Annotated in this window: 22 protein-coding genes; 17 read left to right on the plus strand and 5 right to left on the minus strand. The window is 33.8% G+C overall.

The features are described from left to right. Positions 1–39 precede the first annotated feature (39 nt). The 7 genes from AB1K91_RS18680 (at position 40) to AB1K91_RS18710 (ending at position 10102) form a co-directional block, all read left to right on the plus strand. Entirely contained in the window at positions 40–300 is a 261-nt protein-coding gene (locus AB1K91_RS18680; protein ID WP_413092052.1) for a hypothetical protein, read from the plus strand. Positions 301–1069: 769 nt separating this feature from the next. Beyond that, positions 1070–1354 carry a helix-turn-helix domain-containing protein gene (locus AB1K91_RS18685; protein ID WP_413092054.1) on the plus strand — a complete coding sequence of 95 codons (285 nt, stop codon included), beginning with the start codon at positions 1070–1072 and terminating at the stop codon, positions 1352–1354. 884 nt (positions 1355–2238) lie between these two features. Beyond that, complete coding sequence (locus AB1K91_RS18690) at positions 2239–2445, plus strand: hypothetical protein (protein WP_413092055.1); 207 nt, start codon at positions 2239–2241, stop codon at positions 2443–2445. A 163-nt stretch (positions 2446–2608) separates the two neighbouring features. Then, positions 2609–2860 (plus strand): hypothetical protein, encoded by a 252-nt coding sequence (locus tag AB1K91_RS18695; protein ID WP_413092057.1) that lies wholly within the window; start codon positions 2609–2611, stop codon positions 2858–2860. Between the two features lie 941 nt (positions 2861–3801). Further along, positions 3802–5811, plus strand: coding sequence for a type I restriction-modification system subunit M (locus tag AB1K91_RS18700; RefSeq protein ID WP_413092058.1), 2010 nt, complete (start codon positions 3802–3804; stop codon positions 5809–5811). Next, a complete protein-coding gene (locus tag AB1K91_RS18705) occupies positions 5811–7094 on the plus strand; it encodes a restriction endonuclease subunit S (protein WP_413092059.1) in 1284 nt (427 codons plus the stop codon). Before AB1K91_RS18700 ends, AB1K91_RS18705 begins: the two co-directional genes overlap by 1 nt. Before the next feature lie 17 nt (positions 7095–7111). Next, positions 7112–10102, plus strand: coding sequence for a type I restriction endonuclease subunit R (locus tag AB1K91_RS18710; RefSeq protein ID WP_413092061.1), 2991 nt, complete (start codon positions 7112–7114; stop codon positions 10100–10102). A gap of 53 nt (positions 10103–10155) precedes the next feature. Here the strand turns inward: AB1K91_RS18710 and AB1K91_RS18715 are convergent, their stop codons facing one another. Beyond that, entirely contained in the window at positions 10156–10434 is a 279-nt protein-coding gene (locus AB1K91_RS18715) for a hypothetical protein (RefSeq protein ID WP_413092062.1), read from the minus strand. After that, entirely contained in the window at positions 10427–11401 is a 975-nt protein-coding gene (locus AB1K91_RS18720; protein WP_413092064.1) for a ParM/StbA family protein, read from the minus strand. The genes AB1K91_RS18715 and AB1K91_RS18720 overlap by 8 nt, the downstream gene beginning before the upstream one ends. A gap of 240 nt (positions 11402–11641) precedes the next feature. On the opposite strand from AB1K91_RS18720, the gene AB1K91_RS18725 reads away from it, so the two are divergent. Both AB1K91_RS18725 and AB1K91_RS18730 read left to right on the plus strand, forming a co-directional pair. Further along, positions 11642–12709 carry a four helix bundle protein gene (locus tag AB1K91_RS18725; protein ID WP_413092066.1) on the plus strand — a complete coding sequence of 356 codons (1068 nt, stop codon included), beginning with the start codon at positions 11642–11644 and terminating at the stop codon, positions 12707–12709. 421 nt (positions 12710–13130) lie between these two features. Beyond that, positions 13131–13262 (plus strand): hypothetical protein, encoded by a 132-nt coding sequence (locus AB1K91_RS18730; RefSeq protein WP_413092067.1) that lies wholly within the window; start codon positions 13131–13133, stop codon positions 13260–13262. Between the two features lie 545 nt (positions 13263–13807). Here the strand turns inward: AB1K91_RS18730 and AB1K91_RS18735 are convergent. Beyond that, on the minus strand, positions 13808–14386 hold the full coding sequence (locus AB1K91_RS18735; RefSeq protein ID WP_413092069.1) for a hypothetical protein: 579 nt from the start codon (positions 14384–14386) through the stop codon (positions 13808–13810). Positions 14387–14699: 313 nt separating this feature from the next. Beyond that, positions 14700–15029 (minus strand): hypothetical protein, encoded by a 330-nt coding sequence (locus AB1K91_RS18740; protein WP_413092071.1) that lies wholly within the window; start codon positions 15027–15029, stop codon positions 14700–14702. Positions 15030–15314: 285 nt separating this feature from the next. Here AB1K91_RS18740 and AB1K91_RS18745 point away from each other — a divergent pair, with 285 nt between their 5' ends. From AB1K91_RS18745 to AB1K91_RS18765, 5 genes are all read left to right on the plus strand, one after another. After that, entirely contained in the window at positions 15315–15920 is a 606-nt protein-coding gene (locus AB1K91_RS18745) for a recombinase family protein (protein WP_413092131.1), read from the plus strand. Between the two features lie 94 nt (positions 15921–16014). Continuing rightward, complete coding sequence (locus AB1K91_RS18750) at positions 16015–16860, plus strand: TnsA endonuclease C-terminal domain-containing protein (RefSeq protein ID WP_413092073.1); 846 nt, start codon at positions 16015–16017, stop codon at positions 16858–16860. Then, the gene (locus AB1K91_RS18755) at positions 16844–18970 is read left to right on the plus strand and encodes a Mu transposase C-terminal domain-containing protein (protein WP_413092074.1); all 2127 of its coding nucleotides are present in this window, start codon (positions 16844–16846) and stop codon (positions 18968–18970) included. The genes AB1K91_RS18750 and AB1K91_RS18755 overlap by 17 nt, the downstream gene beginning before the upstream one ends. Continuing rightward, complete coding sequence (locus AB1K91_RS18760; RefSeq protein ID WP_413092076.1) at positions 18954–20567, plus strand: ATP-binding protein; 1614 nt, start codon at positions 18954–18956, stop codon at positions 20565–20567. Before AB1K91_RS18755 ends, AB1K91_RS18760 begins: the two co-directional genes overlap by 17 nt. After that, positions 20564–22414, plus strand: coding sequence for a TnsD family Tn7-like transposition protein (locus tag AB1K91_RS18765; protein WP_413092078.1), 1851 nt, complete (start codon positions 20564–20566; stop codon positions 22412–22414). The genes AB1K91_RS18760 and AB1K91_RS18765 overlap by 4 nt, the downstream gene beginning before the upstream one ends. A gap of 49 nt (positions 22415–22463) precedes the next feature. On the opposite strand, the gene AB1K91_RS18770 is transcribed toward AB1K91_RS18765, so the two are convergent. After that, positions 22464–23186, minus strand: a complete 723-nt coding sequence (locus tag AB1K91_RS18770) for a hypothetical protein (protein WP_413092080.1) — start codon at positions 23184–23186, stop codon at positions 22464–22466. Positions 23187–23389: 203 nt separating this feature from the next. Here AB1K91_RS18770 and AB1K91_RS18775 point away from each other — a divergent pair, with 203 nt between their 5' ends. Genes AB1K91_RS18775 through AB1K91_RS18785 form a run of 3 tightly spaced genes read left to right on the plus strand, consistent with a single transcriptional unit; the run spans position 23390 to position 25557 of the window. Beyond that, a complete protein-coding gene (locus AB1K91_RS18775) occupies positions 23390–24076 on the plus strand; it encodes a hypothetical protein (protein ID WP_413092082.1) in 687 nt (228 codons plus the stop codon). A gap of 29 nt (positions 24077–24105) precedes the next feature. After that, positions 24106–25239, plus strand: coding sequence for an XRE family transcriptional regulator (locus tag AB1K91_RS18780; protein WP_413092084.1), 1134 nt, complete (start codon positions 24106–24108; stop codon positions 25237–25239). A gap of 27 nt (positions 25240–25266) precedes the next feature. Further along, positions 25267–25557: a hypothetical protein gene (locus AB1K91_RS18785; protein WP_413092085.1), complete on the plus strand. Its 291-nt coding sequence runs from the start codon at positions 25267–25269 to the stop codon at positions 25555–25557. Positions 25558–25608 lie beyond the last annotated feature (51 nt).

Here is a 25608-nt window from a genome sequence, read left to right on the forward strand (position 1 = left end):
CTACACACTACATTAATAAGGAAGGATTGGATATAAAAGATGGAACATAAAAGTAAAATAATAAGTTTGGTGTATGAGATCTGGAGATCCCACCCCACAATGCGTTTTTTTCAATTGCTGGACTGGTTGGGGTACGAATATTCTTCAAGAAATGATCGTTTTGGAAGAAGAGAGGGCTATGCAACGGTAGCAAAAGGAGATAAGCAGCCATACCTTTTCATTGATTTGTATTATTTAGAAGATAAGCAGTTTGAGGAATTTCTATTAACTCTTATTTCTGAACAGCATGACTCACACTGAATGGCATTTATTTATATATGGTGAAAGCAATGGTTAAATTGTGTAACGTAAAAACTGCAGGAATCAGCGGTAGAAATGGACAAAGTTTTAGAGATTACAATAATTTGCGGGAGATCGCCAAATATAAATTGACTAAAGACAATAAATGAATTGAATTTAGTAGACTTAGTTGACAATAGGTACAAATGAGTTCTTATAGCTTATACAAAGTTGCAACAGTCAGCGGTAGATTTGTCCCGGTTTTGACTATTGGCAATAAACGAAAAGAGTTTTCTTTAAAAATAGGTAAATTCTAATGAAAAACTGCAACAATCAGCGGTGGAGTTGTCACGAGTTTTACCTAAAGTCAAAACCCGTGATCAAAATACAATTGAGTCTATACTTTTGGGGGCTGGTTTATAGACTCTTTATGTAGCTTATTAAAACTAATAGAGGGATGTATTGCCATTATAGATGGATAGTTTGGTTAAATGATTGTCTCTTTTAATATATGTACCTGGTTCAAAATGATAAGTGTTAAATGTTTTATGTTGCGCTACCTAAGTTTGTCTTTTAGGTATTATTTTAATTCATGGATTGCTTTTAATTAGAGTAAATAGAGCTAGATTTAAACAATAATTTATATAGGGTTATGATTCGGTAATCCTGATTTTATTCTCCTAATAATTAGACCTGTCATATCGAGTAATTAATTATTTCAAACTGCTTAGAATAATAGGCAATGACAAAACAGGTACTGTTTAATAACAGTTTCTTAGGAGGAAAAGAAATGGTTAATGAAGAGAATATTAATATTATTGAGATGATTGATGGGCAATTTGGCAAATTAGTAGAGCAGCTAAAGAAAAAACAAGGATATAGCTTGCACGAAATAGCGGATAGAACGAACTTATCTCCTAGTTATGTTTTTCGTTTAATTAGAGGGAAAAGAGGATGTGAATTGACTACGAAACTTAATATTCTATTGAATGGTTTTGGAATGGAAGAAGAGGCGGAGAGATATCTGAAAACAATTATTCAGAATAAAGAATCCTTAAAAAGAATCATAGATTGATCTTATGAGTGAAGACTGCGACATATAGTCAGCAGTCTTTTTTATTTATTCTGAATCAGGATTACCGAATCATAACCCTGTACAAATATATATAAATAACTGGTTTTAGTATAAGACCGGAAAAACCTGCTCTTGATATTAAAAATACAATTATAGTGGGCAGTATTAACACATATAGATGACTTCTGTAGCAATTTAAAAAAGTATTATGTTTCTTTTGTATGAAGATATTTTTTGTATGTAGTACCCTTTATAACTAAGAAGTTATAAAGATAGAAGTGATTAACATCTGAGGTTTGAGTTCCAATTAATCTTTAGTGCATATATTCTTACTGAAACAGTGGAGTTTCGTCAGAAAGAGAAAGGCGATCTAACATAGGTCGCCGTTTGTTATATTTGATCATTTTCTAAACCAAGAGCAAACTCCAAATGGTCCAGATTTAAGATCTCGAAGTCTTTTCAGCAAAAGGGCATTGTTCCTGCGCAATCTTTTGACACCGTGGGATTCACTTGTTATGGCAAGAGGTAAGTTTAGACTTCTTCTTTTTACGTTCTCTTGAGTATTCAGAAATATCACTCCCAACCCAAATTGATTATTCAAATTATCTCTTGAAATTATTTTTTTCGCAAATGATATTGAGATCGATAAGGTGTAGCTTAAGTATCTTTGAGAACATGACAGTTTGTTGTGACGGTAATCAGAAGTAATAATATGGCGAACTATTATGATCAAAATACTTTTTATCCAAAAAGTTATAAGGTGAGGTCACTACTGAAATAGGCCAGCACTAGTATACCTGAACCACAATATAAATAATTTAAAAATAGATGATTATCACAATTTACTCTTTCAAACCGATGATAAGGGTAAGGAGTTGACTGGGTTGATTAGAAAAGAATTATACGGGGAGTATGTAGTGGCAAGGAATGAAGTAGTAATTGATGAAAAGATGCTGAATATTTCAGCAAACTTTAATGATCCACGATTTAATATTTTTACCAAAGAAGAACTAGCCACATTTGAAAAGATTTATAGAGAACATATGGCAATAATATATGGTGAAAAATATAGCAATTCCCTATTACCTTAAACCAATTAAGGTGGTTTATAAATCTGTGATTTGCAATATTTACATAATATCTGTGTAAAAGGATATGAAATTCATAAACTATTGTAGTTTACAACGATGGGCGTTACAGAAGTATTAGGAAAAACTGCAGTTTACAACGATGGATGTTGCAGAAGTTTGAAAAATGCCTTTATATCAGCCTTCTCTGTTAATTTACCTAATAATTCTCATCATAATTTATGCAGAAGTTTTGAAAAAGCTGCAGTTTACAACGACACATACACAAGTTGTTTTGACAATAGACAATTTAGAAGGGGATATTATTGAAAATGTGCAGTTTACAACGATGAGTGTTGCAGAAGTTTTAGAAAAATATGCAGTTTATACGGAGTTACTCAGTTTGCTATTTGTAATTAATCTATTTATTGAGCATTGAAGTAAGCTATTGACCATCGTTAAACAGATAATGAGTGTACTCAAACATGCTTAGACATTAAAAGATACAACCTCACCTGTCTAGTTATCTACCAGTACCTACAACATAAATATGAAAAGGTTAGATGATTTCTTTCGAATCATCTACTATTTTGATGGAGACTTGGATGGCAGAATGTTCGTCTGCTTTATGGTCTATTCGCAAGCTATTATAACCGGATACACGGCTGAAGTATCAAGAGATATGAGTTTGATCTTCAAACGCTTTAAACTCCCCTAAAAACCCCCTCATTGAGCAAATACCCGAAATGTTGAAAGAAAAGAATATGCTTTTCAGCAAGGAAAAAATGGAGATTCATCATAATGGAGGTGTTAAGCTATATGATTCCACAGAAAAGAGTCTCTGTGAACTAAAGACAGCAAAAAATTGCAATAGACAGCGGTAGATTTGTCCCCGTTTTGACTATTGACAAAACAGAAAAAGTTATTCGGAAAATAATAGGCAGTCAATTGAATGCAGAAGGATATGCTTGCAGTACATCGTAAAGGAAAAACCTCTTTCTATTAAGGAGGAGGTTTCAATGTGTATTTTTCTATGCTCGATTAACAAGAACGTTCTCTTTTTTCATAACGGAATTAAAAGAAAGCCTTAGTAATACACCAATAATATTGCTAGGCGAAACAGGATTACCGAATCATAACCCTATACAAGTATGTAATTAAATAAGTTACTAGTCTTCAAACATAAATTCCCTTGATATTGAACAGTTCTATAGGGCTTAGTAAGGATACCAGTTGAGTAGAGAATACCTAATGTGAAATTTTATTTAGTGAAGGAGCTAGAACCTTATCCATTAGATTACATCTTATAATAAGTACAATAATTTGATAGTATAAAAGTAGTAAAGATACACAATAGATTTCTCGCAGGAGAGTACAGAGATGATAAATTTTCAAGAAAAAGTTTCTTTTATTTGGTCTATAGCAGAGCTGCTTAGAGGCCCATATAAGCCAGAAGATTACGGGAAAGTAGTTTTACCGATGGCTGTATTAAGACGTTTTGACAGCGTGCTGGATAGCACAAAAGAAGAGGTACTAGACAAGTATGAGCAATTTAAAAATATGCCAGAAGAGTCTAGGGATGAAATACTAAATCGAGTAGCAAAGCAAAGATTTAGTAATGTAAGTAACTATGATTTTTCAAAATTACTAAGTGATGCAGATAACATAGCTGATAACTTGCGTGATTATATAAACGGATTTTCTAAGACAGCAAGAGACATCATTGAGTATTTCGACTTTGATAAGCAAATAGATAAGATGGAGCGCAATGATTTGCTTTATCTTGTTGTGAAACGTTTTGGAGAAATAGATTTACATCCAAGTGTCGTATCTAATGTAGAAATGGGATACATATTTGAAGAGTTGATTCGCCGTTTTAGTGAGCATGCAGAGGCTGGTGATCACTATACACCAAGAGAGGTCGTTCGTCTCATGGTAAATCTATTGTTTTTAGATGATGAAGATATTTTAACTAAGCAAGGGATAACACAAACATTATACGATTCATGTGCAGGTACAGGTGGTATGGGCTCTGTTGCTCAAGAATACCTAAAGGAATTAAATCCATCAGCAGAGTTAGAATTCTTTGCTCAAGAATTCAACGAGGAATCTTATGCGATTAGTAAGGCTGACGTTTTAATAAAGGGTGAGGAAGCCAAGAATATTCGGTTTGGGAATACTTTATCAAATGATGCCTTTCCTGAAATGACCTTTGACTATCTAATAACTAATCCGCCTTATGGAGTGGAATGGAAGCCAGCTGAAAAAGCTGTAAAAGCTGAATATGAGGAAAAGGGTTATAACGGAAGGTTTGGAGCTGGACTACCTCGCATCAGTGATGGACAACTTCTTTTCTTGCAGCATCTTGTATCCAAAATGAAACCAGTCACTGAAGATAATCCAAAAGGATCCCGTCTTGCAATCATCATGAATGGGTCTCCTTTATTTACTGGCGATGCGGGAAGTGGAGAGTCTGAAATACGTAGATATTTAATCGAGAACGATTTGGTTGAAGGAATTGTTTCTATGCCAACTGATCTATTCTACAATACTGGGATTTCAACGTATGTATGGATACTAACTAATAACAAAAGTTCACATCGTAAAGGGAAAATTCAACTTGTAAATGCCGTGGAGTTTTACCAAAAGATGAGAAAAAGTTTAGGTAGCAAGCGTAAGGAACTTTCTGAGGAACATATTTCTGAAATAATTAGATTGTATGGTGATTTCAAAGAAGGTAAACAGGTAAAGGTTTTTGATAATGAAGACTTTGGTTATCAAAAGATTACAGTAGAGAGACCGTTGCGTTTAAAATTCAAGATTAACCAAGATAGGGTAAAAGAGTTATATAATCAGACTGCTTTTGCCAACTTAGCAAAGTCCAAGAAAAAAGGTGAAGCTGGTTTAGAGGCTATAGAGTTAGGTAAACAACAGCAAAGAGATATAGTGGATGCTTTATTATCTTTAAAAATTGAAGAGGCATATAAAAATAGAGAAGAGTTCACGAAGAAGCTCAAGAAGAAATTTAAAGAAAACGATATAAAGGTTGGTACCCCTTTATTTAAAGCAATTCTAGCTGCATTTTCTGAGAAAGATGAGACTGCTGATGTTTGTTTGGATAGCAAAGGGAACCCTGAACCAGATACTGATTTACGTGATACTGAGATCGTGCCATTTAAAGAATCTATTTATGACTACTTTGAAAGAGAAGTAAAACCACATGTTCTAGGTGCTTGGATTGATGAGTCAAAGACAAAAGTAGGTTATGAAGTTCCTTTTACACGTTACTTTTATGAATATACGGAATTGAGAAGTTCAGAAGAGATAAAAGAAGAGATAAAAGAGTTGGAAGAGAGTATCTTGGAGAAGTTGAAGAAGGTGATGGGATAATGGAAAAAAGAAAGAAGTCCCATGATTGGATTGGACAAATTCCTTTAGACTGGCAAAGAGTAAAACTAAAATATGCTGTTAATCCAATAAATGAAAAAGTAGGCCCAGAAAGCTATTTGAAATATGTTGGTTTAGAAAATATAGAATCCAAGACTGGTAAGTATATCGTAAAAGAAGAAATCAGTATTGATGGGATTTCCAATACATTCAAAATAGGGGATATACTATATGGAAAACTAAGACCTTATCTTTCGAAATGTACTATTGCTAATTTTGACGGTAAAGGAACTACTGAGTTATTAGTTTTAAGACAAAAAAAGCTAACATCAATAAATCGATTCATAAAATATGTAATCTTAAATGATAAATTTACAGATATTATAAATTCATCAACATATGGTGCCAAAATGCCAAGGGCAAATTGGGAGTTTATAGGCGAACAGGTTATACCTCTTCCACCCATAAAAAAACAAATTCTTATTGCGGATTATCTTGACAAAAAAACATCTGAGATTGATGCACTTATTGCTGATAAAGAAAATCTTATTAAATTACTAGAGGAAAAACGTCAAGCCATTATTACCGAAGCGGTGACAAAAGGATTAAATCCTGATGTGAAAATGAAGGGTTCAGGTGTGGATTGGATTGGGGAGATACCTGAGCATTGGGGTGTGAAAAAATTAGGTTTCTTAGGGCGAACTCAAAATGGTATTAGTAAATCATCAGATGAGTTTGGATTTGGGACACCATTTGTAAGTTATGGTGATGTATATAGAAATATGGAGTTACCTTTTAAAGTAGAGGGTTTAGTAAATGCAACACAGACTGATAAAAATTCATATTCAGTAAAAAAAGGGGATGTCCTTTTTACTAGAACCTCCGAAACTATTGAGGAAATAGGAATAGCGTCCACTTGTATCAAAACCATAGAAGAAGCAACATTTGCTGGTTTTTTAATTAGATTCAGACCTACTACGAAAGAAATAACTCCAGAATTTTCAAAGTACTATTTTAGAAGTAACTTGGGTAGAAGGTATTTTGTGAAAGAAATGAATATAGTAACAAGAGCATCATTGAGTCAAGACGTATTAAAGGGTTTTTCGGTCTTAATTCCACCTAATGAAGAACAAATTCAAATAGCTGAGTTCTTAGACTTTAAAACTAATAAAATTAAAGAAAGTATAGAATTATTGGGCAAACAAATAAATACACTTAAAGAATATCGTCAATCTCTTATCTATGAAGTGGTTACAGGGAAGATTGATGTGAGAGATAATATTTAAAGTGTAGGGGTGACAAAATGAACATTGATTATTCTGAGAAAGGTTTTGAATCTAATATAGAAGCTGATCTGATTAATTCAGGTTATATTCAAAGAACCATTTCTGATCAAGCCTTAAATGATTTTAGAATGTACGCAATTGATGTAGAGACTTTTTTCGAGTTTCTGGAGACATCACAACCTAAATCACTCGAACGCTTACGAAAAGCCTATAAAGAACAGTACAAAAAGAAAATCTTAGACCGAGTACAAAAAGAACTTGATAAACGTGGAATGATTGATTGTTTGAGGCACGGAGTAAAGGATTATGGCGTAACTCTAAAACTGGCATACAACAAACCTGTTAGTGACATGAATCAAATGCTTATTGACCTTTATCGTAAGAATATTTTTACTGCCAGCAGACAAGTGTACTACAGCAGTAAAAACAATAACAGCATTGATATGATGCTCTCTCTTAATGGTTTACCCATAGTTGTTATGGAGTTAAAAAATCAACTAACTAATCAAACGGTAGAAGATTCCAAGAATCAGTTTAGAAAAGATCGTGATCCTAGAGAGTTGTTATTTGAGTTCAAGAAACGAGCAATTGTTTACTTTGCGATTGATACAGATGAAGTTTACATGACTACACAACTGAATAGAGATAAAACGTTCTTCCTGCCCTTCAACAGAGGAAATTATGGAGGAAAAGGCAATCCAGTTGTCTATAATGACTACCGTACATCGTACTTATGGAATGATATTCTTCAAAAAGATAGCTTACTAGATATTCTCTTCCGGTTTGTCTATGTAAATCAAGAAGACGTATTGGATTCTACTGGAGAAATTATAGATAGAAGAGAAACGGTTATCTTCCCTCGTTATCATCAGTTGGATGCAGTAAAAAAGATAGAGCAAGATGTGAAAGAGAAAGGGATTGGTCAAAACTATTTGATACAACATAGTGCGGGTAGTGGTAAGACTAATAGTATATCTTGGTTAGCTCATCGTCTTGCTAAACTTCATGATGAAGACGATAATGCAATGTTTACCAGCATTATTGTTATTACGGACAGAAGAGTATTAGATAAGCAGCTACAAGATGCTATTTATCAATTAGAGCATAAAGCGGGAATGGTAGAGAAAATAGATAAGGATTCTGCACAATTAGCTAATGCTATTGCTGGAGGAACTAGGGTGATTATCACTACATTACAGAAATTCCCATTTATTATAGAAAAGCTTGGAGAGTTTTCTGCTGGTAAGTATGGAATAGTAATAGATGAAGCTCATTCTTCCCAAGGTGGCAAAGCATCGACAGCAATGACAAACATCTTATCGGATAAATCGTTAGAGGATGCTTTTGAGGCTGATAGATTAGCTGAAGAAAACATGGAAGATGTAGATGAGAAAATTGCTGAAACCATCGCAAAAAGTGGAAAACAAGATAATATCTCTTTCTTTGCCTTTACTGCTACACCAAAACCGAAAACGATTGAACGGTTTGGAACCTATGATGAAGATGGAATGCCACATGCTTTCCACGTTTACTCTATGCGACAAGCTATTGAAGAAGGTTTCATTTTAGATGTATTAAAGAATTATACAACGTACAAAACATTCTATAAAGTAGCCAAAAGTATTGAAGATGATCCAGAGGTTTCTAGTAAGAAAGCCACGAAGCAAATTGCTAAATATGTATCCTTACATCCACATAACATTGCTCAGAAAACTGAAATTATTGTGGAACATTTTCGACAAGTGACTAGGCATAAGATTGGTGGTCGTGCTAAGGCCATGGTAGTTACAGGTAGTCGTCTTCATGCTGTTAGATATAAGCAAGCTTTTGATAAGTATATCAAAGCAAAAGGCTATGGTGATTTAAGCACTTTAGTAGCATTTTCAGGAACAGTTGAGGATAAGGGAGTGCCATTTACAGAACCTGAGATGAACGGTTTTGGAGAAAAAGAATTACCAGACAAGTTTCATACCGATAACTATCAAGTTCTATTGGTTGCGGAGAAATACCAAACAGGTTTTGATGAACCGCTACTTCACTCCATGTATGTTGATAAGCCACTAGATGGGATAAAGGCGGTACAGACGCTTTCTAGGCTAAACAGAACTTGTAAGGGTAAAAATGATACCTTTGTGCTTGATTTTGTGAATGAGGCAGAAGATATTCAGAAGGCTTTTCAACCATATTACGAAGTTACGGGTTTAGAAAGTACAACAGATCCTAACTTGCTATATGATTTAGAAAGAGAATTAGATGCTTGTCAGGTGTACACGAAGGAAGAAATCGAAGAGGTTTGTAAATTAGAATTTAGTGAGAAGAGGAAGACAAGTAAGACACAGGAGAAGTTGAATTCTATCTTAGATAAAGCTGTGAATCGTTATAATAAAGAATTATCAAAAGAGCAGCAAGAAGACTTTAAGGGAGCTACTACTAAATTTGTTCGAACGTATGCTTTTATCTTGCAGATAGGGCCATTTGCAGATATCGACTTACATAAGTTATATGTATATCTAAATTATCTATTAAGAAAACTACCTAAAAACGTTTCTGATGGTGTGTATCTAGCAGATGATGTTGCACTTCAATACTACCGGAACGATAAAGTATTTGAAGGTAATATATCACTTAATCCCGTTGGAGAATCTACACTAAAACCTCCGAGCTACGGAAAAGGACAAACTGGTGAAGAGGAAAATGAGAGACTTTCTTCTATTATTAACAGACTTAATGAACGATTTGGAACGGAGTTTTCAGAAACAGATAAGCTATCCAGAGATCAAATAAAAGAAGATATGATAAATGACGAGGATTTAGCACAAAAGGCACAGAATAATACACGAGAGAATTTTAAATTCTCCTATGATAAAGCCTTTTTGGATTTTGTAATATCGAGAATGTCGCAAAATGAAAAATTCTTTATGAAGATGTTAGAAAACGGTGAATTTAGATCGTTTGTTATGGATGATATGTTTGAAGAAGTATACGATGGTTTAAATGAACGCACATAATTCAGTACAACAAAAAGGACCACAAGGGTCCTTTTTAGTTTGTATAAGATTCCTCAGAAGAGGTCCATGATAATATCCTTATGCTGCTCATCTATAAATTCTGCAGCTTTTCGAGCACTTGTATCATCTATATGTAATCCCTCTTCTTTCATTCTCTTTGCTACATATTCATATATTTGCTCTAAATCCGAGGTATCTTGATTTTCCATGTCTTTACGAATCAATTCCCGAATATATGTACTTAACCCAATGGACCTTCTTTTGTTCTCAATATAATGGATTAAATCAGAGTCTTTAGAGAGGATGCTAATGGTATACCTGGCATTAGGCATTTTTGACCTCGAGGATTTTGAGGAAAGAGAGGCAATTGCTGAACTGAGCGTTATCAGTAATGACTGCATGAGGAAATTCCTGTTTGATATACCTTCTAAGAATAATTGCCCCACCACCTACAAAGTGGATATCAGACATATTAAAAGTATACCCTCGGCTCTTTGCAAATTGAATAATCTGCTGGAAATGATCATACTTTAGTTCCTCAATAAATATTTTGCTGTTTTCGAAAATCTCTCCTCTACTTGCAAAATATCCATTTCGAAGAACTTGTTCTAAATCATCGGAAGAAACTGAAAGGCCATAACGTTCATTAATAACCTTTCCGATCTTTCCCTTTAGGACACTATTAACACCTAAATCGCTGACAATCATGGTATTGATGAGCGGTTGTAACCCACTGAATTGACAAAGAGTTGTATTTAGTCCGCCTAAATCAATTACAATTGTGTTCTTGTTTTTGTATGCTTCTGGTTTGGCGTATATCTCACCCATACCTTCAAATGCTATAGTTACATCTGATAATACGAATGAGTAGGCTTTTTCGTTAACCACCAAGTGTACAGTTCGTCCTTGGTTTTCTACCATCTGCTTGAATTTTTCCTTTTGAACAGAATCCTTGTACGTAGGAATAGGGACATTTACAGCCAATCTAATCTCAACATTAGAAGGGGCATTTGCTTTCTGCAGCATATGTGAAATTGCAGTGTAGATGGAAATCTGGTGAATAAGAGAGGCTTTGTTTAGAGAAAAGTCTGCGAACTGTTCACTCACCATGTCACCTATTAAATATTCACCCCCATTATACTCCACTAGATAGGACTTTGGTTGAATTTCCATCCCTAATTGAGAAACTGACATTAATTTAGTGCGGAAATTTGTCATGAAGGTATTTCCTTTGTAGCGAGCAATTGATTTGGTCTGATATTTGCCACAATCGATGGCAATCATTATAGTTTCTTTCATTTAAACCACTTCCTTTTATTTAATAGATTTAATAATTCATACTATGTACCATAATCATAAATATAAGAAAAATTCATATAAGTATGGTTCTAGCAAGTATGATAATTTCATAAATTTCATAACTGATACTAGAACATGGTCATGCCTAATAAACTAGTTAATCAATAAGTAAGGAAGTAGAATAGAATTATAAAGAAGGAAAAAATCAATACTTAATATGAAAAAGGAGTCGAAAGAAGATTGAATAAAATAGTAGAACAAATACACAACTGGTATCGGAATGAAAGAGTATTGTGTGATTACAGTATCATGGACATTGGTGAAAAATTAAAGAACCTAGCAGAGAAAGGATTAATTTGGGTACTTAAAGATTTAAAAGATATAACTGAGTTTGAAGAGATTGTAATTAACTACTACTTACATAAATATAGAGCTGTTCAAATTTACGATAATCTCCATAACTTATTCCCCATCCCCCCATCAAACGATGAGCGTGCAAGTACTCCCTCAAAATCCACAAAAAGAATCACCCCTCTACAAAACCCTCAGCATTCTCTTGAAGTAAGAGATGTAAAACAATTTATTGGCTACAAGAAGGCAAAGGAATTAGAAGTGCGAATCATCGAATTATGCAGGAAATTTCCTTCATTTGAGGTTGACCATATTGTTAATCAAATTATGAGGAGTGCAGAGTCGATTAAAAGAAGAATACAAATAGGGGAGCAAATCTATATAAGAGAAAAGTTTTACCAATACAGTATAGCAATAGGATCTGCAAAAGAAACTTCTGCATGGCTCCAGGTCTCATTGGGCCAAAAGTATATCACCCAGACTCAATTCGAGGAATTGGATAACATGGTTAATCAAGTGGTACGTATTCTAACGAAAACCTTATCCAATATTAAAGAAAAAGAGGGCAAAGGATTAGATCTGCCAAACCCATTTACTCCTAATGTGAAAAACTTTGGAGCATATAATAATGCTTTGCTGTTGGTAGAAAGAATATATGAAGTTACAAGAAGAAAAGAGTTTTGGAAGGAAAAGGACCTTGTAAGCAAAATGAGAAAGCACACCACGTCATGTCTGGCTAACGTTGCCGAAGCAAATCAATTACATGTTAAAAAGAAATTTCGTTTCTTTAATGATTCTTTGAAAGCACTAGGAGGGTTGGAAAGTGCGTTGGAAACCTCGGTAAGTAAAGGTATTATCTCTGAGAAGGCATTAAGAGAGATTGAAGAACTTAGGATATCTATACGAAATGTGCTTTCAAGGAATATGAGCAACATTAGTAATAAGAAAGCAAGTTGATCTTCCAAATTAATAAGTAGAATTTACTGCCTGTTCTTTGAGAAGGGGATAGCTTAACTAAGCAATTGCTCGTTCCACAATAAAGTGAAACGAGCAATATCATTGAAATGATATCCAATAGGGGTTTAAAAAGTTATGTATATAATTTTGATTTGCTTATTTAACAGTGAAATTAAAGGAGCCCGCATTCTTGTGTTTGTGAAAATTTCTTTCTCTCAACATAACTTAGAGTGATTTTCTAAATTTTTTTTTACCAATCAAAGGTGCTCATGTCTTTGATATAATCAGTTAGATACATATGCATTACATTATAATCTGCTTTGCTACAATCTTTGAATTACATTATTTCTTTTAGAACTGTACTTATTTCATTGACTGGAAATCAAATAGAAATGATTAATGATAAGGGGAGGTAATATATATGATAGAAGCAATCACCTATCAACAACTTTTAGAAGATTTAAGAGAAAAAGGTAATAACAATGTAGTGTTAGGTATTCTTATTGGTAATCCGAATTGTGAGTTTGTGAAGAATAATATTATCAATCTCTGAATATCATCATAGATCAAGTTATGGAATTGATTTTTATTTTCCGGGTTACGGTGCATATTGGTATGGAGCTATTCCCGATGAACAAGGAGTATGTAAAATTAACGGTGTAGAGTGGTCATTCAGTGCTCAAAAATTTAGTGAATTTATTGATGAATTAGAGAAATGCTCTAAATGGACGTACTCAGGTGAAACTGAGTTAATTCTAATTAACTACAATAATGGAGAAATAGATTTCAGTGAAGTATTGGTCTTTTGGTTAGATAGAATGGTAAAAGAAGGTGTTATTTACTCTCCATCTAATTTTTTTCAATATATTTTTAAAATGTTTAAGCAAAACGCTTCAATTGAGAGAGTTAGTGATAAACTTAGCTTTAATCAAATAGGCACTTTTATTGTTAATTCAATTAAAGATAAACTTCCAGGTGAGGTTGGCAGAGTTTATGATAATTCTAAGTACTTTTGTACAAGGAACTTGAGGAAATAGTTACTAGAACAATACTACTGCTAAGGGCTGCATTGGGCAGTCCTTAACAGAAAAAATCGTATTAAGAGGGTGTTTTTTTTATAGTGCGTTCCATATTTGTGTATCTCTGTCGGAGCATAGGTATATCTAATTTTAATCGAAGTTCTTTACCAACAACTTTTACAATTTTCCATGCACCTTCCTTAAAATCTGGGTACCTATCCATGTATCTTACAAAGGGAGTTTTAATAAGTTGTTTCGCATCTCTATCAAAGCCTGTAGGTGATTGGGTTCCATAAATCCTAACAGGCATTTCATTGGTTAGCAAGTCATATCCTGCATAGATTGGAGCATTTCTGGATCCATCTAACGTCAATTGAATCGAAATATCGAAAACTTTCCCACTAATTTCTATCCATGAATGATCAAAATATTGAGAGCCAGTCTTAACTTCCCCGATACATAGTTCATTTTTAATATCTTGTTCAGTTAGCAAGACGTGGAAAATGCTTGAGATCAGATGACATGCTCCAGGATTTGGGTGCTTTTTGTAATAGTCAGAAACCGCAAAAAAAGTCTCAAATATTTTTTTCTTTTGTTCATGTTCAAAAGGAATACCTTCAGCACTTATACGATATGATTTAGTTTGACTTGTCGCCATAGAATTACCTCCAATTCAAATAGTATACTATTTCTTTTTAGCTCTTAACCAAAAATTAAATTCAATTGTTGCTATTAAATTTATGCATTTCAGAATCTTAGGGTTATTAGCTACATAAATACTCCTCAGTTACTAATTATGATTTTCAAAGTCATTAAGCTTCTTAGTGAGACGATTTTTTATTCTTTTCTCTTACATGTATAACTATTGACATTAATAATTGCCATAAGTACTCCTTTATTTCTTTTTCATGTTCTTTCAATAGTTTTAATAAAATTAGTTTGATTCTTTCAAACATAGATTTAATCACTGTTTAATCCACCACTTTTTCTTTTATCATTTTTGTGGCTAACTTTCTCATAAATTTACTTTTATTATTTAATGCAATATTTCTAAGCAACTCAATACCAACTTCTTCATCAGTTAATTTATCATCTTGCTTAATTAAGTCTAGTGCGACCTTTGATAATTCATTTACATCAACTTGAATCTTATTCTGAATTTCTGATTGCAATGAATTTATATTTACGGGTAGAGATTCATCGTTTTCTTTATGATCTACTATAGCTAAGGCAGATATCTGATTATTAAAATTTGCCTCAAGCCTTAATATTTCCGATTCTTCGTTTCTTTTATTCTCCATACAAATCTCCCATTCCTGAAAATGTATTTATAGTATTATTTTACTGTTATTCTGTTTTATATTACAACGTATATTTTTTATGGTAAATAATGTATATACTATTCCCGTAGAGTAGATAAGAATTGCTAGTGTCACTAAAGCATACTTTTTGGGAATGTGAAAAATAATGTTCCAAAACATTGCATTGTTACTTTTGGAATGTCTCAAGACCTTCACAGACCTTTTGGGACCCTTTATAATAGAAATATACAAACATACATTCCGTAGGAGGAGATTGAAATAAAAATAGGATATTGCAGAATTTCCCATAAAACACAAAATGAATCAAGACAGATAAAAGCCTTAGAGGAACAAAATGTAGAAAAGATTTTTCTCGATAAGTTAAGTGGGAGTGATAAGAATCGTCCACAGTTACAAGAAATGCTAAGTTTTATTCGAGACGGAGATGTTTTAATTATTGAGTCTATTTCAAGATTAGCTCGTAACACAAAGGATTTTCTCGAGATAGTAAATGATTTAACTGAAAGAGGAATCGAGGTTGTTAGTCTAAAGGAAAATATTGATACTTCTACACCCCAAGGGAAATTTATTTGTACTATATTTGGAGCTCTATATGAACTCGAACGAGACAGTATCAGGCAACGCCAACTAGAAGGTATTGTTATTGCCAAAGAAAAGGGAGTGGCATTTGGAAGACCAGCAATTCAAATAGATGATAATTTCTTACGGGAGTACAAATGTTGGAAAGAAGGTAAACAAACAGCAGTTGCCACATATAAAAAGCTGAATATTAGCAGAACAACTTTTTATCGTAAAGTAAAAAAAATAGTAGGGAGCCAGAATATGGACAATCTCAAATTGAATAATGAAAAAATGACCACAATTTCTTAGTCATACTGTAAAAAAAACAAGGGTTTTTGACTACAGGCACTGACTTAAGGAATTGTGGTTTTTATTTTCCCTTGTTTGAAAGTGAGGATAACTTTTGATTAGAGAATGGAACGAAACAACTATCAATAGGCTGCTTAAAGAAAAACGAGGACAAGGAATAGGAAAAGAATATAAGCCGTGGCTGCAAGTTCAAGACATAGCATCCAAAGGAAGATCTACTCGCACGCTTGGGTATACGACACAACGGGTGCATCACCTATTGAGCGATTTACAGTTATATTACTTCTATTTATTGGAGTTTGACGAAAATGTCACTGATATAAGGGAGCAATACCCTTTATTAGATTTTCACGACATGAATATTCATGTGGATGAGGAGCTAACAAAGAAATTATTTGATAAAAAGACGCAGGTACCACATATTTTTACGGTTTCTTTCTTAGTTACAAGGAAGGCAGAAAATGGTGAGTATTATGATGAAGCAAGGATTATTAAGCAATCACAGGAGTTAGAGAAAAATGCATCATTACAGAGATTGGAACTTCAAAGAAGGTATTTTGAAAAGAAGGGAATCAATTTTGGAGTTGTAACAGAAAAAGAGATTGATAAACAGCTGGCACGTAATATTGGGTGGATATTGAACTCTTATGATATTCAAGATTATCCATCGCTTACTTTGAATCTGCCCCACTTAAAAAGTGATATGATTCAATATTTGTCGAATAAGGAGGATTCTTTTCAAGGCATTTTTTCTCGATTGGAAAAAGAATATATTCTGGATGAAGGGTTAGGTTTAATTTTATTTAAACATTTGGTTGCCCATAAAGAAGTAAGGATGGATTTAAGAAAGAAAATCTATTTTACTAATAAAATAGATCATTATCATATTCAATTAAATGATGAAAATGGTGGAGATAAAAGTTATGCCGTTGGTAGTTAACGATTTGTTACAAAGCACTGGAAGTCCAATATTCATTCAAAGAGTAGTCTGGATTGATGAGGAGTATCAACTTTGTTTCCTTGTTAATGTTAACGAACCGTCATTTCCTTACAGTAAGGAGTTACACAATATAGAAACATCCTTAAACATAGGGGAAATTACAAAGGTTGCAACTGACCCCTGGGCTATCAGTGTGAACGATGAGGACTTATCTGGGATAGAAATTGAAAAACGAGAAAAAGCATGGATGGTAATAAACCAAATCCATCTGATTCCTGATATTTTTATCCCGAAACGGAGGTCAGAGTTAATAAAGGCGGCCAGTATAAGTTTTTCTCTGAGTACAAAGACAGTACGACAATATTTGAAACGATATTGGACCAGAGGGATGGTAAAGAATGCACTCTTACCCGATTTTAATAATTGCGGGAAACAACGGGAGAAGGAACGTCAATACACCAAAAAGGCAGGAAGACCATTTGTCTATTCCTCATCTATTCAGAGAGCAGCAATCACTGATGAATGGAAGCAGATCATTAGAATTAGCCTGGAAAAATACTACTTTATACGTTCAAAGCCTTCATTAAAACACGCTTATCAGCAAATGGTGAAGAAGTATTTCACTAAAAAAGATAAAAAAACTGGCTATAAAGTGTTGGACTTAGATAGACCAATTATTTCATATGACCAATTTTATTATTGGTATAGAAAGTGGTTTAAACCGGAAGATGCCATTCATAAAAGAGAGGGAAGAAGAGAATTTTTGCAAAACTATCGTGCAATAACTGGTTCAGCTACAGAAGACTCAATGGGGATAGGTACATATGCTATTGATGCAACTATAGGTGATATATATTTAGTTTCTAGTATTGATAGAAACAAAGTGATTGGCCGCCCAGTAATATATTTAACTGTAGACATATTTTCCAGATGTATTGTCTCTGTATATGCAGGAATTCAGAATATGTCGAAGGAATCATTGAGATTAGCTCTGGCAAATGCTTTTGAAGATAAAAAGGAATTTTGTAAGCGGACACTCGATATGGATATTGATGAAAATGATTGGCCCATTCATTATCTCCCGCATACGATTTTGGCGGATCGGGGTAGTGAGTTAATTTCCAATGAGTTAACACAAATCACAGAGGACTTAAATATTAAGATCCAGAATTTAGGGCCCTACAGACCCGAACTTAAAGCTATATGTGAAAAATATTTTGATATTCTTCAAGGCCATATTTCTCCCTTCCTTCCTGGAGCGGTCCAAAAAGATTTTATGAAGCGTGGGGGGAAGGATTATAGAAAAAAGGCAGTATTAAACCTAAACGAATACGTTCAAATATTAGTTCGAGCAGTGCTTTATTATAACAACCATAATTATTTAGCCGGCTATCCTTTAACACAAAATATGATAGAAGAAAAAATACCACCCATACCAATTGAAATATTTAAGTGGGGGTTGCATAAAGGAACGGGCTTATTGAGGACCATGCCTTTAAATGTAATCAGAAGCAGTCTATTACCTAAAGGTAGTGCAAAAATTACTCCGAAAGGAATTAAATTTGGAAGTCTATTCTATACTTGTCCGAGGGCACTGAAAGAACGGTGGTTTTCTAAGGCTCGTATACAAGGTAGTTGGGATATGGGAGTGCGTTTTGACCCTCAAGATGTCTCGAATATCTACATTTGGATAGATAGACATAACTATGAAGTCTGTACACTACTAGAACAATATGAAATGTATCGTGGTGCAAAGATGGAGGAAGTTGAGAGTTTAAATAAAGGAAGAAAACAACAAGAGGCCGAATATGAGGAAAGCAGTTTGAATGGAGAAATTAAGCTAGCTCAGGAGATAGAGGAGATTGTTAGAAAAGCGAAAAAAGAGACTAGCAAACAAATTTCAAATAGTGAGGTACCTAAAGATATAAGAAATATTAGAGAAAATCGAGAAAATGAGAGAGAAATATTAAAAAAGGAAAAGCAAACCGTAGTGAATCAAAATAATAAAGGAAAGCACTTGAACAGAGTAAATGATAATGCTGGAACGGTGAAAGTGATGGATATTTTCCGTGAAAAACAGAAGGAAGTGCTTTATGACGGGGATAATTGAATTACATAATGGAACTAAGGCCCAAGTTGCCAATTATAAGGAATCAGAAATATTGGAATACCAAGGAAATCCTCTTATAGAGGCTTTGCCGCCAATCTATACTCAGGAGGAGGTCATTGACCGTCTTAGTATATATCCTCCATATAACAAAGAAGAAAGATATTTGAGTGATCATCAGAGAGTACATCTAATTTCTAGGTTGCTTCATTATTTTCAAGCTATCCCCATCCATCTTAGAATTGAGTCAGCTTTATCTCGGTTGATTAGGACTGGATATACCTATCGTAATCCGATAAGTGCTAACTATGCACAAACTTTTGTAGATAACTGGAATAATATAAAGAAAAAATCCTTTGATCATTCTATCATCCAGACAGGACAAACACTAAGTATTTTAGGGGTGTCTGGTGTAGGAAAAACACGTACACTGCAGCGGATTTTGAAAACCATACCACAGGTCATCTCTCATGTGGCGTATAAAGGGCAGGCATTAAATCACTACCAAGTAACCTATTTAAAAATCGAAACCCCTTTTGATGGTTCTGTAAAAACCATAATTTACGATTTTATGTATCAAGTAGATCTACTTCTAGGCTCCAACTATTTTAATAGATACGTAAACAGCCATTTGTCAACAAGTCAGCTAATGCCCATTATGGCTCAGATTGCTAAAAGTATAAATCTTGGCATGCTATTCTTGGACGAGTTACAACACCTAAAAGGTATAAAAAGCTCTAGCTCAGCACAGATATTAAACTTTTTTACAGCGTTAATAAATACGATAAATATCCCTCTCGTCATGGTTGGAACTCCAAAAGCAATGGATGTCTTACAGTCACAGTTCAGACAAGCAAGAAGAAGCACTAATATGGGGAACATCATGTGGGATAGATTTGAAAAAGATGCGATTTGGGATCTATTTGTTCATGGGATGTGGAAATATCAGTGGACAAAAGAGGAAGTACCTTTTACAGAAGAAATTTCTTCAACCCTCTATAATGAATCTCAAGGAATTGCTGACATCGCAATTAAGCTCACCATGATGGTGCAGCTACGTGCCATTACCAGTGGTGAAGAGAAAATTACAGCTGCATTAATCAAACAAGTGGCTCAAGAAGAACTTAAAATGGTTCAACCGATGTTAAATACTTTGAAAAGAAAAGACTACAGCAAACTAGCAAAATATGACGACTTATTGCTACCAGATATGGAGGATCTTATTGAGCAAGAACGAATTAATCTTGATCAAAAACAGGTAATGGATTCCCTTCAAGAAGGAGTAAAACGTAAAAATGAGCAGGAGAAATTGGTTGATGATGCTGTTTTCCGTTTAGGAATGCTAGGTTTTAATAATGATGTTGCAATTATGACAGTAGAAAAAGTTGTTTCAGAGAACAATCAAATTGGGGATGTATCACAAGTAGTAAAAGATGCTTTTCTTCTATTAAACAATAATGAAATAGGTACGGATAAAGAGATAAGTACCGACCTAAGGGTCATTATAAAAAATGGGAAAGAGCGGCAAGTAACTGCTTATCAAGCATTACTAGATGCAGGAATGATTAAGCAAGATTACCCTGAGCGTGATGTTTCATGATCATACAATTCCCCACCCCGTATCCTGATGAACTTTTATATAGTGTTATTGCTCGATATCACATTCGATCCGGAAATGTCTTTTGGAAACACACAGTGGAAGATTTATTTGGAAAGAGAACTATAAGTGCTTCTTTATTGTTGCCATCAGGAATTGGCTCTCTCGTTCAGCATTTACCCAAAAAAACGACCATAAATGAACAGACACTTGTAGAGAAGCACACAATGTACCCATTCTATACAGTGTTCTTACCTACAGAAAAGGCTCAATCCATTTATGATTCTATGATAAGTGATGATGGAAAAGGGATCTATATGCAATCGGGTATAATGGCAAGTTCGATACCACAAAATAAGTATTTAAAATTTTGCCCAGCCTGTGCTGAAGAGGATATTGCTAAGTATGGAGAATTATACTGGCATCGTATTCACCAGTTACCAGGAAATCTCATTTGTCCGAAACATGAACTGTGGTTAGAGAATAGCACAGTATCAATCACTCCTTCAAATAAACATAGCTATATATTACCTACTTCAAACAACTGCGATCTTACGAAATCAAGATTGGTGTATGACAATGTATCGAAACAATATAAGCATTTTCTTTCACAAGCAGGGGCTCTGCTAAATGGTGGGTTCAAGTATATATCTTTTTCTTACTTGACAGATTTCTACCGTAAACAAATGATTGAAGCAAGATTTGCTACGTTAAATGGTCGTGTTTATCAGAAGAGGTTATTTAATGATTTTCAGGAATATTATTCAGATGAATTTCTTGAAAACATAAATGTTGGACTGGAATCAACAGAATTATGGTTATCTTTAATTACAAGAAAACATCGAAAATCATTTCATCCCTATCATCATATTCTTTTACTTAATTTTCTTGGATTAAATGTTAATGATGTTTTTCGAAAAACTCCATTAGAGGTTGAGACTTTTGGAAAACCAAAGTGGCCCTGCTTGAATGTAGTTTGTCCAAATTACAACAAAGATGTTATTCAAGAAGTCTCTATAAGGAGCTGTGAGAAGACAAAACTGCCTATCGGTAGATTTTCCTGTAAGCACTGTGGCTTTACTTATACAAGAAAAGGTCAGGAGCAAAATGATGAAGATCGTTTTAGATATACAAGGATAATGAATTTTGGATTTCTTTGGAGAAGGGAGCTTAGTGCTTTGCTTGAAGAGAAACTAAGTTATCGGGAAATAGCTCGTAGATTACATGTTGATCCTAATACGGTGATTAAATATGCAAATGCTACCTTAGGTAACAATAAAACTATGGAGTTTTTGAGTACAAATAAGGCTGATTCAGTGGAAGACCATCGACAATTATGGGTGCGATTGCAACAAGATTATCCGAAATTATCTAAAACAGAATTGAGAAACAAAAAGCCGTCAACGTATACCTATTTATATAGAAATGATAAAGAATGGTTACATAATAATTCACCTAAACTATTAAAAGGAAATAAAGAAAATAGACGGATAGATTGGGAGAAACGAGATCAGGAAATTTTAAATAGAGTTAAGAAGGCAACGTGGAAACTTAGAAACTGGAATGAAAAACAAAAGAGGATAACAGTTAAGGGTATTGGTGACGCAATAGGTGAAAGAGCATTATTAGAGCAACATTTAGATAAAATGCCGAAATCCAAAGCATTCATTAATGAGGTTTGGGAATCCGAACAAGAATTTCGTCTACGTAGGGTAAAGCATGTTATCCAAGACATGAATAAAGCGGGTGAAGTAGTAAAGTCGTGGAAGGTATTGAGAAAAGCTAATGTTAAAGCGGAATTTAACACCGAAGTGTCAAGTTATATTGGTAAATTTGAAGATAGATTGTAATCAAAAGTGAGATTGGATACTTCCGATCTCACTTTACATTTATAGCATATTACCAATAGTTGCAAAGGGTAGCTCTTGACATAGCATGAATACAATCCAAATAATGTGATAAATCTTTTAAGGCATTTGTTAATTCCTTCAAATCTGCCTTTGTATTAACGTGTGCCTGTACAAGTTCCTCATTATCATTAAAAATTAGTAATGTACTTTGTCCTATATTAGACTTAAATTGAGCATGGAGCTTCTCTGGATCAATCTTTTTGACACTAAATTTCTTGTTATCGACACTTTTATTTTTAGTAAACGGATATCGAAAATAAGTGCTGTCAAAATCATAGGCTTTAATTACGTTAACGTGTTTTTGGTGGTCAGGATTAATGATGTTCCAATCTCCACTCGGTGCTTTTTCAACTAATAAATCTTTATTATCTTCAATTAGTTCCAAGTAATAACGGTATAGCGTTGATATATCGTGACATTTGGTAATTTCTCTCCATTGATTCTTCTCTGATTTAATAAATGGCATTTCGCTATCGAAGGCTACATTTCCTTCTTTATACGGTAATTCCAATTTCCTATGGAATATAGTTATTAGTGATTTTAGAAAAAGTTCAACTGAATGCCTATAGAGATATAAAATCGGCATCTCTCCTGTGTACACGCTATCATTATAATTTTCATCGAGAAATAAAGCTGTTTGTCTGAAATTTGCTGCTGTGATGCCAAAACCTAAGTCAATGTGTGTTGATGTTTCAGTCATCATATATTTCAAAAGAAGTCCCCCTTCAAATGAATTATACCATTCCGCATTACTGTATAGATAAGTAATACATTCTCAAATCCACTTATTTATTTCTGTTATAATTGTTCATGAAACTTTAACTTTTCATATAATAATAGATAGTTACTTGACAAAAATATAATAAAAGTAAATAATTAATTCAACTAATCTGAAACTATTGGGGGTATGGTTGAATGGATAGAAAAATTAAAGAATGTATGCTTACTGATGAACAAAGAAGCTTGATTTTGCAGGGGATTAAGAATGGGAAAGAGAAGTTTCAAGAATTATCACTACTACTTGGAGAGACAACAACAAAGAAACATACCCCTTTTTTGCAATATGATTTGGTTAATACGCATGTTGAGAAAATAATAGAGGACAATCCTCATACGCAAATGAGAGTTTATACAAGAAAATCAGGATGGCATCCTTATATAGTTGTTCACGATGCCATAAGAAATGTCTTTATCTTAATATTAAAACTGCCAGAAAAGAAGTATATTTTTCAACCAAGCGAGTATCGTGGTGAATTTTCTTCCTCTAATATTGACCGACTACTTCAAGCTGGTTTAAAAGAAGAAGAGTTATTTGGTCAAGATCAGGAATCATACCAATATTCATTACCTCTTGGAATTGAGAATCAGCCTTTTGGGATTATGGTTTGCTACGATAGTAGAAGCGATGTTGTTTTTGAAGGTGCTTTAAAACCTAACCAAGAAGATTGGATTTACAAGGAAGATATAACAGAATACATAAACATTAACACCAACGACCTTGTAAAATTAAATAATTACAGTTTATCTGATATTAAAACCACCCTTAAAGATCGTAAAGACGATGAAGACATCGTTATTAAGCTAAAGAATAATCCATCTTAGAATTACAAAGTTAGTTAGGAGTTAACGTTATGAAAGTAGAAAATGAGCCAATGTTTAATCCTAAACGTTTAAGAGAGGCAAGGTTGATAAGAGATTTAACAATAAAAGAATTATCAGAGAAAATTGGTGTCACCAAGCAAGCAGTTTCACAATTTGAACTTGGAGATTATACACCTAAAACGGAAACAATGATGTCGATTATTAATACGTTAAAGTTCCCTAAAAACTTCTTCTACCGAGAATACAAAGAGCAATTTGTTGGAAATACGTTCTTTAGAGCTAATGCAACAGCTACCAAAAAAAGTAAGGAACGGCAATACAATAAAACATTGTTATCAGGATACATCTATGAATATTTAGCAGATTATATAGAGTTTCCTGAATTGAATCTACCTGATATTTCAGATTTTGATTCAGAATGGGATGATGATTCGATTGAAGAATTAGCCCTCAAAGTACGAGAACATTGGGGACTTGGGGACAATCCCATAACTAATATAGTTCATTTGTTGGAAAAGAACGGAATAATGGTTTTTTCGGTGGACACTGATAGTCAAAAAGTAGATGCATTTTGCCAACACCGTAAAGGTAGACCATTTATTTTTCTTGGCAACGATAAGCAGTCTGCTTTTAGAAGACAGTTTGATGGTGGGCATGAGTTGGGACACATATTAATGCATAAGGATATAGATAATCAAGATGTATTAAACAAAGAGGAATTTAAAGCAATGGAAAATCAAGCAAATAGATTTGCTTCTGCTTTTTCATTGCCTGCGGATGCCTTTGCAAAAACTGTTACCTCTACATCTTTGCTTCACTTTGTTGAATTAAAGAAATATTGGAATGTCTCAATTGCGGCCATGTTATATAGATGTTTAGACTTAAACATTATCGATGAAGGGAAATATACTTCATTGCAAAAGCAAATATCTATGAAGAAAATGAGAAAGAAAGAGCCACTTGATGATGTTTATCCATTACAGGAGCCAGTAGTTCTAAAGAAAAGCATTTTAATGTTATTAGAGAACAATTTAAAGAACGAACAACAACTAATTCAAGAAATGTCTTTGCCACAAGAGTATATAGAAATGCTGTGTAACCTTGAAAAAGGAACTCTCAATTATAAAGAAACTGAACCAAGTATCAAGCTAATCAAAAAGTAATTGATTATGGAGGGAGGAGCTATCTAAATGGATTACCCAATTTGGGCGTTAAGTGGAAGGTTTTGTGGAAAAGTATTAGAAGACCAAGTATATGACGAGAACGGTCATCATGTTGGTTATATTGATGAAAACAGGATTTTCTCTGCACGAACAGGAGAAGTAGTAGGGGAATTCTATAGAGAAGATAGAGTAGGAATAAAGATATCAAGGTCATATTCTGTAAGGGGAGCAAGAGGTATCAGAGGTTCAAGAGGTTTTGGGAGAAGAGGAAATCGAGGAGCTATTAATCCAGGCGGCTGGGTTGATCCTAAATTTTAGTATATAAATAAGTACACTTACTCTTATTTAATATCCTTCTAAGTACTTCAA

The organism is Terribacillus jepli, from assembly GCF_047228925.1.
Classification (GTDB): Bacteria; Bacillota; Bacilli; order Bacillales; family Amphibacillaceae; genus Terribacillus.